The following is a 16,554-nucleotide window of genomic DNA, read 5'->3' on the forward strand; positions in this document are numbered from 1 at the left end:
AGGCGATGTGTGAGTTGTCGGTGCGCTCTGGTGGAATGCCTGGGTGAGTGAGACGGCAACACGCAGCAAGGTCACCATTCCGCGGGCGCGGTTGGTGCACCGAACTGCGCCGTCTCCGATACCCCGAACATGGGACGGAGGGACGGCCCGGCTGTTCGCGCCGCCGTCCGAGGATCCGTTCCAACTCGCGTTCGGCCCTGTTTCATTCGGCTCGGGGGCCGCCTGGAGTCCCTGGCAGGTACTCGGCAGCCCCGGAACCGGCAAGACGTCCCTTCTCGTGGATCTGGCAGTGCAGAAGATCTCCGGTGGCGAAGATCCTGAATCGGTCCTGGTGCTCACCCAGTCGCGCCGGGCAGCGACGCAGGTCCGCGAGCAGATCACGGCCGGGTTGCTCGGGTACGAACAAGAACGCGGACCGCAGGCAACTCGTGAGCCGTTGGTCCGCACCGTTCACTCGTACGCCTTTGCCGTACTCCGGCTTCAAGCCGCAGCGCACGGCAACGCGCCGCCACGCCTGATCACCGGCGCCGAGCAGGACTCGGTGCTCCGAGAGATGTTGCGCGGCGACATAGAAGACGGTGCGCTCCGGTGGCCGGAGCGCCTGCGACCCGCATTGGGTTTGAACGGCTTTGCCGTCGAACTTCGAGATCTGATGTTGCGAGCGAACGAGCGCGGACTCGGCCCCGAAGATCTGGTCAAGCTCGGCAAGAAGCGTGGACGTCCGGAGTGGGTGGCGGCCGGGCGGTTCGCCGAGGCCTACGAGCAAGGCGTGCTGCTGCGCGGCAGTGTCGGTGTCGAGGCTCCGGAGGCGACGGCGCCGGCGCTCGACGCGGCCGAGTTGATCGGTGCGGCATTGACCGCGTTCGCCACCGATCCCGAATTGCTTCGCTCCGAGCGCGCTCGGATCCGGCACCTACTCGTCGACGACGCACAACATCTGGATCCGCAGGCGGCGCAACTGGTTCGGCTGATCGGAACCGCAACTGCGGGCACGGTCATCGCCGGTGATCCCGATCAGTCGGTCTTCGGGTTCCGCGGTGCGGATTCGGCGTTCCTACTCGGACTCGCCGAGCGCGGAGACGAGCGCCAGATCGTCCTGCCCACCACGTTTCGCAACAACGCCGACGTCGCGTCGATCGCGGCCAAGATCGCTGCGCGGCTGCCCGGCAACCTTGCTCATCGCATCGCGGTTCCATCCGATCTCACCGATGAGGACCCGGGGCGGGCGTCGGTGCGGGTTCTCGGTACGACGGCCAAAGAAGCGGCAGTCGTCGCAGATACCTTGCGCCGGGCGCATCTGCTGGACGGGATTGCTTGGTCCGACATGGCCGTCATCGTCCGGTCGGTCCCGCGCACTCTCGCCCCTCTCCGGCGAGCGCTGCTCGCGGCCGGGGTACCCGTCACGACCGCTGCCACCGAATTGCCGCTGGCCAGGCAACACGGAGTGTCCGGCCTGCTGCTGGTCCTTCGGGCGCTCGGCGGCGATCAGTTCACCGGCGACGACGCGCTTGCCCTGATGGCCGGTCCCATCGGCGGCGCCGAGCCGGTCACCCTGCGCCGGTTGCGTCGTGGCCTGCGCCGGGTCGAGTTGGCATCGGGAAGTGATCGGGACTCCTCGGAGTTGTTGCGGCTCATTCTGATCGACGAGGATCGTGCGCAGTCCAAGCGCCTCATGGGCAAGTTGACAGACGTCGAAGCTGCGGCACTCAATCGCGTGCTGTCGGTCCTTCGCAAGGCCCGAGTGCCTCTCGAGCGAGGTCTCGGGGTCGAAGAAGTTCTGTGGGCAGCATGGCAGGCGACGGGGCTGGAACGACGCTGGGCGGCTGCGTCGGCGCGCGGCGGACCTATCGGCTCACAGGCCGATCGAGACCTCGACGCAGTCGTCGCACTTTTCGACGCGGCCGCCAACTACGTCGACCGGTTGCCGCGTTCGCAACTCGCCGGTTTCGTCGACTACTTGACCAGCCAGGAGATACCGACCGACTCGCGGAGCCGGTCGGTCATCACTCCCGACGCCGTCACCGTGGTCAGCGCTCACGCCGCGGCGGGTCGCGAATGGGCGGTCGTGGCGGTGGCGGGTGTGCAGGAGGGGCTCTGGCCGAGTTTGCGGGCACGCGGATCGCTACTGCGTACCGAAGCGCTGATCGACCTGGTCAACGGAGTCTCCGACGGCAGTGACTCGGCTGCCGAACGACTCTCGCGAACCGCACCGCTTCTGGCCGAAGAACGCAGGTTGTTCCTGGTTGCCTGTAGCCGTGCTCGTCGCCGTCTGCTGATCACCGCAGTCGAATCGGCTTCGGGGGACACCGACTTGGTGCCTTCGCGGTTCGTGGACGAATTGATCCGTGGTGACGCGTACTCGGACGATCCGTCCTCCGATCTCGACGTCGTTGCACCCGAGACCGGGGATACCCGGGTTCTGTCGCTGCCTGCACTGGTCGCACAGCTTCGCAGCGTCGTGTGTGATCCCGACATCGCGCATTTCGACCCCGAGAAGCATTCCCGGGCCGCTCGCCAGTTGGCACGTCTGGCTGCTGCCGGGGTACGCGGCGCGCACCCGGATCAGTGGTACGGCACAGCCGAGCCGAGTACCGCTGCTCCCATGTGGCAGCCCGAGGACGGACCGGTTTCACTATCGCCGTCCACCATCGAGCTTCTCGAAACATGCCCTCTCCGATGGGTGTTCGAGCGTCATGGCGGCAGCGACGGAGACAACACTCATGCGATCGCCGGTACGCTGGTCCATACCTTGGTGCAGGCATTGGCCGGCCGGATTCCACCGGATCAGGTCGAGAAGGCACTCGAAAATGCCTGGGAATCCATCGATCTGGGATCGCAGTGGTACTCGCGCCGCGAACTCAATCGAACTCGGGAGATGCTGGCGACGTTCACCGCCTGGATGAACGCAACTCGCGGTGAACTGACCGAAGTCGGCGTCGAGGTCGCGGTCGAGGGGGTCCTCGAACCACGTGAGGAGGGAGCGCCCGCGGTCAAGCTTCGTGGCCGGATCGACCGGCTCGAGCGCGACACCGAAGGCCGTCCGGTGGTTGTCGACGTCAAGACTGCGCGAAACCCTGTCAGCAACGAGGCCGCGCAATCTCACGCGCAGTTGGCGGCGTACCAGGTCGCAGCGGCCGAAGGTGCGATTGCCGGCGAACCGGCCACACAACCCGGCGGTGCACGCCTGGTATTCGTGGCCAAGTCCAACAAGAAAGACGGTGCGGCGCAGCGAGTTCAGCCGCCGCTGACGGCCGAAGCCGTCGAGATGTGGCGAGACGTCATCCACAACGCAGCGGCAGCGACCCAAGGGCCGCAGTATCTGGCCAGGGTCAACGACGGATGTAGACATTGCCCGGTGCGCTCGAGTTGCCCGGCACACGACGAGGGACGACAGGTGAGTAACTAAGTGGCTGCCGCGACGCAGAAGGCACGCCGACCGAAGATCGATCCTGTCGACCTGGCGGTCGCGCTCGGTCAACACCCGCCGACGCCGGAACAGGCGGCAGTCATCGCCGCACCGCTCGGTCCGACATTGGTCGTCGCCGGTGCCGGTGCCGGTAAGACCGAGACGATGGCTGCTCGCGTCGTGTGGCTGGTGGCCAACGGCTTCGTCGATCCCGAGGCCGTTCTCGGATTGACCTTCACGCGCAAAGCGGCACAACAGCTCACGTCGCGAATCCGCAAGCGCTTGGCGCGACTGGCGGGTTCGGACGTTTTGCGGGCACTCGACCCGACCGGCGGAGTGCGTTCCCGGATTCTGGCCGGGGAACCCGAAGTCAGTACCTACCATGCTTACGCGGGACGGTTGCTGTCCGAGCACGGACTGCTGTTGCCGATCGAACCCTCGGCGACGCTGTTGTCCGAGACCGAACTGTGGCAGGTTGCGCACCGCGTCGTGAGCGGCTGGGACAGTGATCTGGACACCGACAAGAATCCGGGGTCCATCACCGAAACCGTTCTGGCCCTTGCCGGTCAGTTGGCGGAGCACCTGGTCGACCCCGAGCAGTTGCTCGAGGCTCACACCGAGTTGGACAAGCTGATTCACACTCTGCCCGCCGGTCCGAAACAGCGGGGTGGGCCGAGCAAAGAGCTGTTGAATTACCTTGATGTGCAACACAAACGCATCGAGCTACTGCCCCTCGTTGCCCGGCTGGGTGAGACGCTGCGGCGTGAAGGCGCATTGGATTTCGGCAGCCAGATGTCGCTGTCGGCCCGTGTCGCCTCCGAACATCCCGAGGTCGGGCAAACCGAGCGTGAGCGCTTTCGGGTAGTTCTTCTCGACGAGTACCAGGACACCGGTCACGCTCAGCGAGTGTTGTTGTCCTCGTTGTTCGGCGGGGGAGCCGACGGCCGGTTGGCGCTGACAGCCGTCGGCGATCCGATGCAGTCGATCTACGGTTGGCGAGGCGCGTCGGCGGCCAACCTGCCACGGTTTGCAACCGACTTCCCGCTTGCCAACGGAAAGCCGGCTCCGACGCTCGAACTGCTCACCAGTTGGCGTAACCCGCCGGAGGCTCTCGAACTGGCAAACCTGTCGTCGGCACCGTTGCGCCGACGCGGTGTGGCCGTCAGCACACTTCGTGCGCGGCCGGGAGCCGTCGCCGGAGACGTTCGACTGGCGCTGCTGGGAGACGTCGAACAGGAACGTCAGTGGGTTGCGGAGAAGATCGCCGAAGAATACGAGGCGGCACGTGCCGAAGACCGCCCGACGCCCACGGCAGCGGTGTTGATCCGCCGCAACGCCGATGCTGCCCCGCTGGCCGAGGCTTTGCGGTCCAAAGGTCTGCCGGTCGAAGTGGTCGGACTCGGTGGGCTCCTGCACACACCCGAGGTGGCGGACGTGATCGCCATGCTCCGAGTGGTCGCCGATCCGCTGGCGGGCAGCGCCGCCGTTCGGCTGCTCACCGGAGCGAGATGGCAGATCGGCGCGAAGGACCTCGCCGCACTCTCGCAACGCTCCCGCGAACTTGCCATCTCCGCCGGATACGGAACAGCGGGTGCGGTCACCGACGCCGAGGCGCTCACCTCGGCAGTTCAGGACGCGCTGCCGGGGGAGAACGCCGAGCAAGCAGGATTGGTCGATTCGATCTCCGATCCAGGCCCGGCAGAACGTTATTCAGCTCTCGGGTACACACGCATCAACGCGATAGCGGCAGAATTGGCGTCGTTGCGCGAACGTATCGGCCAGCCGCTCACCGAACTGGTGGCGGAGGTCGAGCGGGTGCTCGGTATCGGAATCGAGGCAGGCGCGCGAACTCGAGTCGGTGTCGTCGGGACCGCGGGCCGCGAGCATCTCGACGCATTTGCCGACGTCGTCGCCAATTACGCGACGCGTCCAACAGCCAATCTGCCCGGGATGCTCGCATTCTTCGCGGCCGCCGAACAGATCGAAAAGGGCCTCACTCCGGGCGAAGTGGAGGTGGCGCCGGATCGCGTGCAGATCTTGACCGTGCACTCGGCGAAGGGGCTCGAATGGGAAGTAGTGGCGATCCCGCATGTCAGCGACGGGGTGTTCCCCTCGACCACCGCGTCCGGATCGTGGCTCGGGGCGCTCGCCGAACTGCCACCGTCGTTGCGTGGGGACCGGGCCGTCGACGCGGATTCGGCCGACGGAGTTCCGGTGCTCGACCTCGAGGAGCTCTACAACCGCAAGGACCTCGAGAACGCGATCACGGCGCACAAGAAGGCCTTGTCCAACCGTCGACTGGACGAGGACCGGCGACTGTTCTACGTCGCGCTGACCAGAACCGAACGGGCGCTGTTCATCTCGGCGCATCACTGGGCGGAATCCGGTTCGGAACCGAAGGGGCCTTCGGAGTTCCTGGACGAGCTGCATCAGATGGTCGCGGCCGAAAACGATGCCGATGAGGAAGACTCGCGCGGTGCGATCGGCGTCGTGGAGGAGTGGGCGCCTGCACCGGAACCTGACACCGAGAACCCGTTGGCCGCCACGCCCCGTACGGCGCAGTGGCCGCCGGATCCGCTGGGTGCGCGGCGCGGCGCGGTCGAGGCCGGAGCCGCAAGCGTCCTGTCCGCACTTGCTTCGCTGCCGCAAGACAGCCAAGAGGCGGAAGAACCGGAGGACGATCCGGAGAACTGGGCCTCGGACGTCGACGTGCTCTTGGCCGAGCGCGAAGCCCGGGCAAACGCGCGTGCCGAAGTGATTCTCCCGGCGCAGCTTTCGGTGACTCAGCTCGTCGACCTCAAGGCAGATCCGGATGAACTCGCGGCACGGCTGCGTAGACCACTGCCGTACCCACCGAACCCGCTCGCTCGGCGCGGCACGGCTTTTCACGCCTGGATCGAGCGAAGGTTCGGTGCGACCCGACTGTTGGATCTCGACGAACTACCCGGCGCCGCGGATACCGGCGCGGGTCCCGAGACCGATCTGGTGAAACTTCAGGATGCGTTCCTGCGGTCCCCGTGGGCCAATCGCAGCCCGATCGAAGTGGAAGTTCCTTTCGAAACATCCATTGCCGGAACGGTTCTCCGCGGTCGGATCGACGCTGTGTTCGCCGATCCCGACGGCGGATGGACGGTGATCGACTGGAAGACCGGTGCCGAACCGTCGGCCGCCAACGAGGACGCTGTTGTGATGCAGTTGGCCGCGTATCGGGTGGCCTGGGCCGAATTGATGTCGGCCAGAGCCCGTTCGGCGGGGCGCAACGAACAGTTTCCGGCCGACAAGGTGCGGGCGGCGTTTCACTACGTTCGATCGGGTCGCACCATCGCACCCGAGAACCTGCCGGACGGTGAGGCTCTCGCTCGCCTCATCCGAACGGCAGGCGCGCAAGATTAGCTTGCGTTTCGACGAGCCTTGAGTGCTTCGGTCACCAGCGGAACCTGCAGGGGAAGACGTGCGATCGAACCGATCTTCTGCGGTGTGGACGTCTTCGGGCTTCGGCACCAGTCGATCGCCATCTGGATGTTGGCGGGGAACACGGCAACAAAGAGCGCGGCGGCAAGGCCCGCGCCGAGCTTGCGGGTCTTCGGCACGGCCAAGGCAGCGCCGATCGCCAGTTCCGCGACGCCGGACACCTGGGTGTAGGTGCGGGCCTGTCCGGGAAGCTGGCGGGGAACGGTGCTGTCGAAGAAGGAAGGCGCCACGAAATGCATGGTGCCGGCGCCGAGAAGGAGGGCCGACAAACGAAGAGCGGCCGCTTGGCTGGGAGTGGACGTCGAACCGGTGAAAGGCATTTGCCCAGCCTGCCCCACGGTGGACCTTCTTGCCACTACCGGCGCCACGACCCGCGCGCTATTCGGCGCCCGAGTTCCGAAGTCGATCTTCGAGGGTTACGCTGCCTGCCGATGTCCGTGTAGGTATTTCGTAAGTTCGAGTGAGAGAGTCGATGTATGGCCGGTAAGCTCCGGGCGCGTTTGACCAGGTCGGAAGCATTGACCGATCAGCCTGACTTCGCCCTTGTCGGGGTGCTGCGCATTCCCCAGCTACAGACAAGTCCGGCGCGGGCCATCTACAAGCGAGTTCTCATCGCGTTGGGTGCTCTCGGCGCCGCCGTGTTGATCGTGTACATCGATCGCGCGGGATACCGGGACGCACAGGACAACGAGCTGTCGCTGCTCGACTGCATTTACTATGCGACGGTTTCGCTCTCGACCACCGGCTACGGCGATATCACTCCGTTCACGCCGTCGGCGCGCCTGGTCAACGTCCTGTTGATCACGCCACTTCGGATCTTCTTCTTGATCGTGTTGGTCGGAACCACACTTTCAGCTCTGACCGAGAGTTCGCGTCAGGCGTTCAAAATTCAGCGTTGGAGGCAGCACGTGCGTAATCACACCGTCGTCGTCGGATACGGGACCAAGGGGCGGACGGCAATCGAAGCAATGCTCGGTGACGGTGTACCGGCGTCGGAGATCGTGGTCGTGGACACCGATCAGACCGTCCTCGATTCGGCGGCGAGCAAAGGCCTGGTGACGGTATTCGGTTCGGCGACGAAATCGGACGTACTTCGGTTGGCAGGTGCGCAGAATGCGTCGTCGATCATCGTGGCAACCAACCGTGACGACACCGCAGTGCTCGTGACGCTGACAGCCCGCGAAATCGCGCCGAAAGCCAAGATCGCCGCAGCCATCCGTGAAGCCGACAACGCGCATCTTCTGCGTCAGTCCGGCGCAGACTCCGTCGTCGTGTCCTCGGAGACGGCGGGTCGACTCCTCGGCATCGCGACCACGACGCCGACCGTCGTGGAGATGATCGAAGACCTGCTGACTCCGGAGGCCGGATTCGCGATTGCCGAGCGTGCCGTCGAGCGCGACGAGGTCGGCGGCTCTCCGCGTCATCTCTCCGACATCGTGCTCGGGGTCGTTCGTGACGGCCGTCTGGTTCGCGTCGGTTCACCCGAGGTGGACGCCGTCGAGGAGAACGATCGACTGCTCTACATTCGCCGCGTCACGAACTGAGTGTTACCGAGCTTCGTGCGCGCAGTAATGTCGTGAGCGTGAACGACTTCCAGCTGACCGAAACACCTCTGCTCTCACGCTCGAGCGTCGGCCGCGCCGAGGAATTGCGGTCGGACGCCGCTGCACTGACGACGGGTTGGGCGGACGCACTGCTCCTCCGTGTGAATTCACGGGGTCAGGTCAAGGTGTCGCCGGAAGGTCAATTGGTCTTCGCCGAGGCAACCGAGTTGGGGCCCGAACCGGTGCGCGGCGCGGTCTTCCTGGGAATTCGGGAGAATCGCCACGTCTGGGCGGTGCGGGTGTCGCTGCTGGCGGGCACTTTGTCTGAATTGCGGATGCTCGGCGGAACACTCGACGACGCGGACGCCGGTTTGTTGACCGGTGCCGTCGCGATTCTCAACTGGCACGACAGTGCCGGATTCAGCGCTATCGACGGCGCACCGAGTGAACCCACGATGTCCGGCTGGTCACGCATTTCCACGTCCACCGGCCACGAGGAGTTTCCCCGAACGGATCCGGCGGTCATCTGCCTGGTGCACGACGGCGGCGATCGAGTTCTACTCGCGCGTCAGCCGACCTGGCCGCAGCGCCGTTTCTCGATTCTCGCGGGATTCGTCGAGGCCGGGGAGTCACTCGAAACGTGTGTTGTCCGCGAGATCAAGGAAGAAGTCGGTATCGACGTGCACAGCGTTCGATACCTCGGGAGCCAGCCCTGGCCGTTCCCTCGCTCGGTGATGTTGGGCTTCGCCGCAATCGGCGACCCCGCCGCTCCGCTGCTGTTCGCGGACGGCGAGATCGCCGAGGGCACCTGGTTCACGAAGGACGAGGTGCGCGCCGCTCTCGAACTCGGCGACTGGGGTTCGGAAGCGGACGCGCCACTGCTGCTGCCCGGGTCGATCTCCATCGCTCGCGGAATGCTCGAGAGCTGGGTCAAGTAGCAGCCGGAGAAGGTCTACAGACCCAGAGCCTGCTTGACCTGGTTGAGCGACGGGTTGGTCGCAACGCTGCCGTCGCCGTACTTCACGGTCGGAACGACGTGATTGCCACCGTTGACGCTGCCGACGAAATCGGCTGCTGCCGGATCGTTCTCGATGTCGATCTCGGTGTACTCGATCCCCGACGCGTTGAGCTGCGTCTTGAGGCGACGGCAGTAGCCGCACCACGTGGTCGAGTAGATGGTCAGGGCAGGCGCATTTTCGGTAGAAGTCACGGCCGATATAACACCACGACCGAGAGCGTTGTTCCGTATCGGCCCGTGTTCTCTTGCCCACATACCGTCGGGCGCGGCGAATGGAGTGTCGGAACGTCCTGCCATGATGGTCCCCATGCCTGCGGACACCGGACTGGATCCAGAACAATCGGCCGCCGTGCTCGCGCCACGCGGCCCGGTATGTGTCCTCGCGGGCGCTGGAACAGGCAAAACCCGCACCATCACGCGCCGGATCGCTCATCTGGTTGCCGACGGTCACGTGTCGGCCGGTCAGGTGCTTGCCGTGACGTTCACCGCTCGTGCGGCCGGGGAAATGCGTGGACGTCTCCGTGAGCTGGGCGTCGGCGGGAGTGGGCCGCAGGTGCAGGCTCGAACTTTTCACGCTGCTGCTCTCCGTCAACTGAAGTACTTCTGGCCGCAGGTTGTCGGCGACACGCCGTGGCGTCTGCTGGACCGAAAGTTCGCCGTTGTCAGCAGTGCCGCAGCCCGGGTGGGATTGTCCACCAGCACGGAAAGCGTCCGCGACCTCGCCAGTGAAATCGAGTGGTCGAAGGCGTCGCTGATCGCGCCGGAGGATTACCCACGCGCGATCGCCAAGATTCGCCGTGAGGCACCGGTCGATGCCACCAAGGTGGCCCAGGTGTATGCCGCATACGAAGAGCTGAAAGCACGCGGCCAGGACGGCATGCTGCTTGATTTCGACGATCTCCTACTGCACACGGCGGCAGCTCTCGAAGAGCATTCGACAGTCGCCGACGAGTTCCGCGAGCGGTATCGCTGCTTCGTCGTGGACGAGTATCAGGACGTCACCCCACTGCAGCAGCGTGTGCTCGACGCCTGGCTGGGCGACCGAGACGATCTGACCGTGGTGGGCGATGCGAATCAGACCATCTACTCCTTCACCGGAGCCACCCCCAACTATCTGTTGGACTTCTCCCGGAAATTCCCCGAAGCGACCGTCGTTCGGCTCGAACGGGATTACCGCTCCACCCCTGAGGTCGTGTCGTTGGCGAACCGCGTGATCGGTGCCGCGCGCGGGCGGATCGCCGGGACGCGTCTGCAGCTGATCGGGCAACGCGCGCCGGGGCCTGAGCCGGAGTTCATGGAGTTCGACGACGAGCCGGCCGAAGCACTCGGCGTTGCGCGGGCGATCAAACGGCTGATCGCGGCAGGCACCCCTGCGGCCGAGATCGCTGTTCTGTACCGGATCAATGCTCAGTCGGAGGCGCACGAGCAGGCCCTGACGAAGCTGGGCATTCCGTTCCAGGTGCGCGGTGGAGAGGGCTTCTTCACTCGCACCGAGGTACGTCAGGCGGTGGCAGCGCTGCGTCAGGCAGCTGGACGCGACGACCTCCCCGAAGGTGCAGACAACGGCGAAGCGCTGGTCTCACTCGTCCGCGCTGTGCTCGCGCCGCTCGGCCTGACCAACGAAGAGCCTTCGGGTACTCAGGCACGCGAGCGCTGGGCGTCGCTCTCGGCTCTCGTGGCGCTCACCGAAGAACAACTTGTCCACGAACCTGAACTGACGCTCACCGGGCTTCTACAGGAGCTCACGGCCCGAGCCGAGGCGCGGCACCCACCGACCGTGCAAGGTGTGACGCTGGCCTCCCTCCACGCGGCCAAGGGGCTCGAATGGGATGCGGTGTTCCTGGTCGGCCTCAACGACGGCACCCTGCCTATCCAACACGTTCTCGGCGACGCCAATTCGGGCGCCGACGACGTCGCGGTGGAGGAGGAGCGTCGGCTTCTCTACGTGGGGGTTACTCGCGCTCGCGAGCATCTGCAGCTGTCGTGGGCATTGGCCCGCAATGAGGGGGGACGCAAGTCCCGTCGCCGGTCGAGGTTCCTCAACGGGCTCATCCCCGAGGACTCACCGGCTTCGCGCGTTGCCGCGCCGTCGTCGGGGAACAAGAAGCGTCCGCGCTGCCGCGTCTGCGGCAAACCGTTGATCGGGACGTCGGCGACAATGCTCGGGCGCTGCGAAAAATGCCCGTCCAATGTCGACCTGGAATTGCTCGAGCACCTCAAGGCCTGGCGTCTGGACAAGTCCCGAGAACTCAAAGTTCCGGCCTATGTCGTCTTCAGTGACAACACATTGATGGCTATTGCCGAACAACGACCACAAGACAATCGTGGACTGGTTTCGATCCCTGGAATCGGGCCGAAGAAACTCGACAACTTCGGGGAAGACGTACTAGCTGTCATTCGCGGCGAACTGCGTGCGGCAACACTCGATATCTGACAACACATCCGAATCGACAACGGTGAGTTACATAACCGCAGGTCAAAAATAGGTTGTGCAGATTCGGCAGATTCTCTACTCTGGTTTTCAGTGTTACGGGGCAACCTGTGCGCAGAAACTATCCGGACCGACACGAAATGGAGGTGGCAAAAAAATGACGAACTTGATCTCTTACGAAGCGTGCGCAAGCGCAAAGTTCGCTGTTGCCGCCCCCATGCTGCCGCGTGCAGCGGGATGGGCGCAGCATGCGTTCCGCCTGCGCCCTCAAGCAGCAGCAAAGAAAGCAGCTGTCGAGTCCGTGTTCTTAAGCCATCGAGGTATTTCTCGGTAGGACACATCCGTTCACTTACGGCCACGGACCCGCAGCCCCTGCGGACCGTGGCCTTTGTGTTGGATAGCCCTCTTCATCTGGTTTCCGACTCGGCTCAGGTTCGCACCCATCGAACCCATATCGTGCGACACAGTTTCGCATCCGAGCACTAGGAGACCGAGTTGTCTGCCCAGACAATCCGCGTGGAATCCGAAAACTCCACCACTGCAGTAACTTCCACCGACGTCACTTCGGCTGCAGTCACGTTCATCGAGGTCGCGTCCACCCGCCGCGACCTGCCGTGCCGGGCATCCAACCCCGATCTCTGGTTCGCCGAAGCTCCGGCCGAACTCGAGCAGGCCAAGGCACTGTGCGCGCAGTGCCCCATCCGTTCCCGTTGTCTCAGTGCGGCTCTCGACCGCGCCGAGCCATGGGGGGTGTGGGGCGGCGAGATCCTCGATCAGGGGGCCGTCATAGCGCGCAAGAGACCGAGAGGGCGCCCACGCAAGCAACTTGTGTGCGCGTGAGAGCCCTATTCGGCGGAGCCGGTGTCTTAGTCGGCGGAGCCGGTGTCATCCAGAACCGGCTCCGCGAACCCTGGCAACCAACGAGTCAGGATTTCCATGTACGGGGCATATGCGTCCAACTGGGCGCATATGCCGACCGAACCGAGAAGAACACGGAAGATCATCAAATACTCGGCCGGAAGGTTGAGTGCACGGGCCGTTCGGAACTGCGCACTGTTGAAGTCAGTGGCGGTTCCGGCGGCCTTTTGCAGCCATGCCCGAGTGAAGTGAAATGACTCGGTCTGGATCGGGTCGGTGAAGGGTCGCAGGTAATCCGCGATCTCCTTGTCGGTCACCGTGCGTCCGGGGATCACGAAACCGTTGGCGCGCAACAACTCCGTCAACTCGTCGAATTGTTCCTCGACAGCCAAGCGCACCATCGTGCCGAGAACCCGTGGCAGTCCGTTCGGGAACGGCGCAGCAGCACCGAAGTCGATGACGCCGAGTCGGCCGTCCTCGAGAAGCATGAAATTGCCGGGGTGCGGGTCACAGTGGAGCAATCCGACACGGGCCGGAGACGCGAAGTGGAATTCGGCGAGTAGTGCACCGGCCGCATTGCGCTGCTCCGGCGTTCCACTCTCGATGATTCTGGTCAACGGGGTTGCCGTCATCCATTCGGTCACGACCACTTTCGGCGCGCTCGCCACGACGTGCGGGATCACGAATTGGGGATCTCCGTCGAACTCGTTGGCAAAAGCTCGCTGATTGTTCGCCTCGATCCGATAGTCGAGTTCTTCCTCCGTGCGCGCGGTGAACTCCTCGATCACGGGCCGTACGTCGACACCGGGCATGACCGAACCGAAGAGACCGGCAAATCTGCCCAGGGTCTTGAGATCGGCGCGTAGAGCTTCGTCGGCGCCGGGGTACTGAACTTTCACGGCTACGTCGCGGCCGTCCGCCCAGACGGCTCGGTGAACCTGCCCGATGCTTGCCGACGCGGTCGGTTCATCGTCGAACGACTGGAATCGGTCGCGCCACTTGGTTCCGAGTTGCTGGTCGAGCATCTTGTGTACTTGCTTGGTCGGCAGCGGCGGGGCGGCGGCCTGGAGCTTGTTCAGCGACTCGCGGTATGGCTCGGCGAATTCCTCCGGAATTGCCGCCTCCATGACGCTGAGCGCTTGGCCCAGCTTCATCGCGCCGCCCTTGAGTTCGCCCAGCACCGCGAACAGTTGCTCGGCCGCCTTCGCGCTCAACTGCGCGTCGATCTCGCCTTTGTCGCCGCCGGCGAGCTTGCGTCCGAAGCCCATGGCGGCGCGACCGGCCATCCCCAGGGGGATGCTCGCGAGTTTGGCAGTACGGGCAGAACTCTTGCGTGGGATCTCGGACACCACACCATCATGTCTGACTGGGGCGTCCTTTGCCCGAAACAGGTGCCAGGTATTGGCAACTGCAGGATATTTGCCGAGGCCAGCGCCTGGTTGTGATCCGATACGGACGGAGCGCGATCTCGAGCGTCGACGACAGACTCGCCGCATGCGTCGCCGCTGTCTCCGATAATGCGGAGTCGATCTCGGCCAGGGCCAGCGCGACACTTGCATGGATCATCGCCGATTCCGCGTGGCCTGCGCTGCCGAGTAGCTGCGCGGACAGATGAAGCCAATGAGGGTCGAGTTCGGATCGGAGGATGTCTGCGCACCGCAGGCAACTCGACTGACCAGGCAGGACAAGAGGACCGACCACACCGTTGCCGTCGCGGATGCGGACGGAAAGGTGGGGGAATCCACAGCGAACGAGATCGCTGACCAGACGAGGATCAGTTACGACGTCGTCGCTCAGGACCACCAGTTGTTCGTTCCACGTGCGCACGACGTCGGTGTTGCGATACCCGCGCGAGCGACGCGTGCTGACCCCGCCGGTGACCAGTGCGCGCTCGATGGCGTCAGAGAGCGGACCGACACCGTGAATCCGGACCGTCGCGGTGCTTCTGCGGGCAGTGTGGACGAAACCGGAATCGGCGAGTTGCTCAAGCAACTCCTCCGTCACGGATGTGGGAATCCCGCGCCTCGACGCTTCCCAGAGGATGTTTGCGCGGGATCTCGAGCCGTCCATTTTGCGCAGGATCGACTTCACCGCGCGATCGTCGACCCCGACAGGCAGAGTCAGCAGGACGGCACGTCCGGGGGTCCATCCCAGCTGCAGTCGACCATCCGGGCGCGACAGAACAGCGATCCGCGGGTCCCATCGAGGTCCCGCGGATCGCTGTGAAGTGCTGTCTTGTCTGGTGTTGTCGTGTGTGTGACCGGTCATCATTCGATGCTGGCACGACGGGCCCTCGGCGAGTCCACGTCAGCGGCAGTTATCCACAGGCCGTCATCGCGGCTGATCTGCGAAAATGTGTCGAGAAGAGATTACTTCTCTTCGTCGTCCTCGCGGGTCTTGTCCATCGCTTCCTCGGCCGCGCGCTCTTTTGCCACGACGGCTTCGAGCTGGGCTATCGGGTCGTCGAAATTACCGGCTTCGCCGGCGCCGAGGACACGGGCGACAAATCCGTCCGGTGCGTCGAGATCGCTCGAATCGGGCATCAGGTCGGGATGCGACCAGACGCCGTCGCGAACGTCCATACCGGCTTCCGCAGTGAGCTTCTGCCACAAACCGGCCGCTTCACGGACCTTGCGAGGACGAAGTTCGAGTCCGACCAGCGTCGCAAAGGTCTGTTCGGCGGGGCCGCCGGTAGCGCGGCGACGCCGCAACGTCTCACTCATCGCGGCAACACCAGGCAGTCGCTCGCCGAGTGCGGCGGTGACGACCGTCTCCACCCAACCCTCGACCAGCGCAAGCAGAGTCTCGAGACGTTCGAGAGCGGCTTTCTGCTCCGGTGTGTTCTGCGGCTCGAACGTGCCCTGCTGCATCAGCGCTTCGAGCTTGCTCGGATCGGTGAGAGCGGATGGATCGAGGTCCTTGGCGAATTCTTCCATCGCCGAGAAGTCCATGGTGATTCCGCGGGCGTATTCCTCCACTGTCGCGAGAACACGCTGGCGCAGCCACGGAACGTGACTGTAAAGGCGCTGATGAGCGGCTTCCCGCGCGGCGAGGAAGACCAGAACTTCCTGATGCGGCTGTTCGAGACCCTCACTGAAAGCCTGAACCGCAGCCGGGAGAAGGGCCGCGGTGCCTTCGGGGCCGAGGGGCAGGCCGATGTCAGTGGAGGAGAGCACCTCGGTGGACAGTTGGCCGAGTGCCTGGCCCAATTGCGAGCCGAACGCGAGTCCGCCCATCTGGCCGAGCATGCCCAGCATCGGGCCAGCCATCTGCTGTGCTTCGGCCGGAAGACCCTGGACCCACATGCCCGCTACCTTCTCGGCCACCGGATCACAGAGTCGCTTCCACGTGTCGATCGTGTTGTCGAGCCAGTCGTTCGGAGTCCACGCAAGAGTGCGGCTCGCTCCGGCAGGGAGCGTTGTCGCGGCGTCCAGCCACATCTCGGCCAGGTGCGCGGCGTCGGCGATCGCCTTGACGTTGCCCTCGGTGATCGGTGTGACCGATCCGATCTGTTGGCGTGCCAGCTTCTTGGCGATGTCGTAGTTGACCGGGCCGGACGTACCGCCCTGGCCCATCGACGAGCCCATTCCGCTCAGCATCTGCCCGAACTGGGTGAGCATCTGGCCGAGCTGAGCCGGATCGAATCCCTCACCGCCCGCGCCGAACCCGAACGGCATGTCACCACCCCCGAACGGATTGCCACCCGCCGCGTTCTTGTCGCGATCGGGATCGTCGTCGGAGTTGGAGAAGCCGAACGGCATATTGCTCATACCTCAACGGTACAAGGCTCGAGCGGTCGGAGTCGCCCTCCGAGTCACGCTGACGG

The 16,554-nt window shown here is 64.7% G+C and carries 11 protein-coding genes; 6 read left to right on the forward strand and 5 right to left on the reverse strand.

Annotated elements, in window-relative coordinates; genetic code table 11:
- Nucleotides 1-43 precede the first annotated feature (43 nt).
- The gene (locus tag AOT96_RS21440; protein WP_065352232.1) at nt 44-3,406 is read left to right on the forward strand and encodes an ATP-dependent helicase; all 3,363 of its coding nucleotides are present in this window, start codon (nt 44-46) and stop codon (nt 3,404-3,406) included.
- Nucleotides 3,407-6,799, forward strand: coding sequence for an ATP-dependent helicase (locus AOT96_RS21445; protein WP_065352233.1), 3,393 nt, complete (start codon nt 3,407-3,409; stop codon nt 6,797-6,799). It abuts the gene before it with no gap.
- On the opposite strand, the gene AOT96_RS21450 is transcribed toward AOT96_RS21445, so the two are convergent.
- Nucleotides 6,796-7,197: a DoxX family protein gene (locus AOT96_RS21450; protein WP_003942341.1), complete on the reverse strand. Its 402-nt coding sequence runs from the start codon at nt 7,195-7,197 to the stop codon at nt 6,796-6,798. The two genes, AOT96_RS21445 and AOT96_RS21450, sit on opposite strands and share 4 nt — an antisense overlap.
- Before the next feature lie 156 nt (nt 7,198-7,353).
- Here AOT96_RS21450 and AOT96_RS21455 point away from each other — a divergent pair, with 156 nt between their 5' ends.
- Together AOT96_RS21455 and nudC are read left to right on the forward strand one after the other, a co-directional pair.
- On the forward strand, nt 7,354-8,421 hold the full coding sequence (locus tag AOT96_RS21455) for a potassium channel family protein (RefSeq protein ID WP_003942296.1): 1,068 nt from the start codon (nt 7,354-7,356) through the stop codon (nt 8,419-8,421).
- A 38-nt stretch (nt 8,422-8,459) separates the two neighbouring features.
- Entirely contained in the window at nt 8,460-9,359 is a 900-nt protein-coding gene (nudC, locus tag AOT96_RS21460) for an NAD(+) diphosphatase (RefSeq protein ID WP_007731249.1), read from the forward strand.
- A gap of 14 nt (nt 9,360-9,373) precedes the next feature.
- Here nudC and AOT96_RS21465 read toward each other — a convergent pair whose 3' ends face one another.
- A complete protein-coding gene (locus tag AOT96_RS21465; protein ID WP_003942350.1) occupies nt 9,374-9,631 on the reverse strand; it encodes a mycoredoxin in 258 nt (85 codons plus the stop codon).
- Nucleotides 9,632-9,734: 103 nt separating this feature from the next.
- Here AOT96_RS21465 and AOT96_RS21470 point away from each other — a divergent pair, with 103 nt between their 5' ends.
- Together AOT96_RS21470 and AOT96_RS21475 are read left to right on the forward strand one after the other, a co-directional pair.
- A complete protein-coding gene (locus tag AOT96_RS21470; RefSeq protein WP_003942300.1) occupies nt 9,735-11,873 on the forward strand; it encodes an ATP-dependent DNA helicase UvrD2 in 2,139 nt (712 codons plus the stop codon).
- 513 nt (nt 11,874-12,386) lie between these two features.
- Nucleotides 12,387-12,710, forward strand: a complete 324-nt coding sequence (locus AOT96_RS21475) for a WhiB family transcriptional regulator (RefSeq protein WP_003942321.1) — start codon at nt 12,387-12,389, stop codon at nt 12,708-12,710.
- A 26-nt stretch (nt 12,711-12,736) separates the two neighbouring features.
- Here AOT96_RS21475 and AOT96_RS21480 read toward each other — a convergent pair whose 3' ends face one another.
- From AOT96_RS21480 to AOT96_RS21490, 3 genes are all read right to left on the reverse strand, one after another.
- Nucleotides 12,737-14,080: an ABC1 kinase family protein gene (locus AOT96_RS21480; RefSeq protein WP_192712539.1), complete on the reverse strand. Its 1,344-nt coding sequence runs from the start codon at nt 14,078-14,080 to the stop codon at nt 12,737-12,739.
- Nucleotides 14,081-14,084: 4 nt separating this feature from the next.
- Nucleotides 14,085-14,999, reverse strand: coding sequence for a hypothetical protein (locus AOT96_RS21485; RefSeq protein WP_065352234.1), 915 nt, complete (start codon nt 14,997-14,999; stop codon nt 14,085-14,087).
- A 98-nt stretch (nt 15,000-15,097) separates the two neighbouring features.
- Complete coding sequence (locus tag AOT96_RS21490) at nt 15,098-16,498, reverse strand: zinc-dependent metalloprotease (RefSeq protein WP_003942352.1); 1,401 nt, start codon at nt 16,496-16,498, stop codon at nt 15,098-15,100.
- Nucleotides 16,499-16,554 lie beyond the last annotated feature (56 nt).

It is taken from the genome of Rhodococcus sp. 008 (assembly GCF_001682295.1).
Taxonomy (GTDB): Bacteria; Actinomycetota; Actinomycetes; order Mycobacteriales; family Mycobacteriaceae; genus Rhodococcus_F; species Rhodococcus_F qingshengii.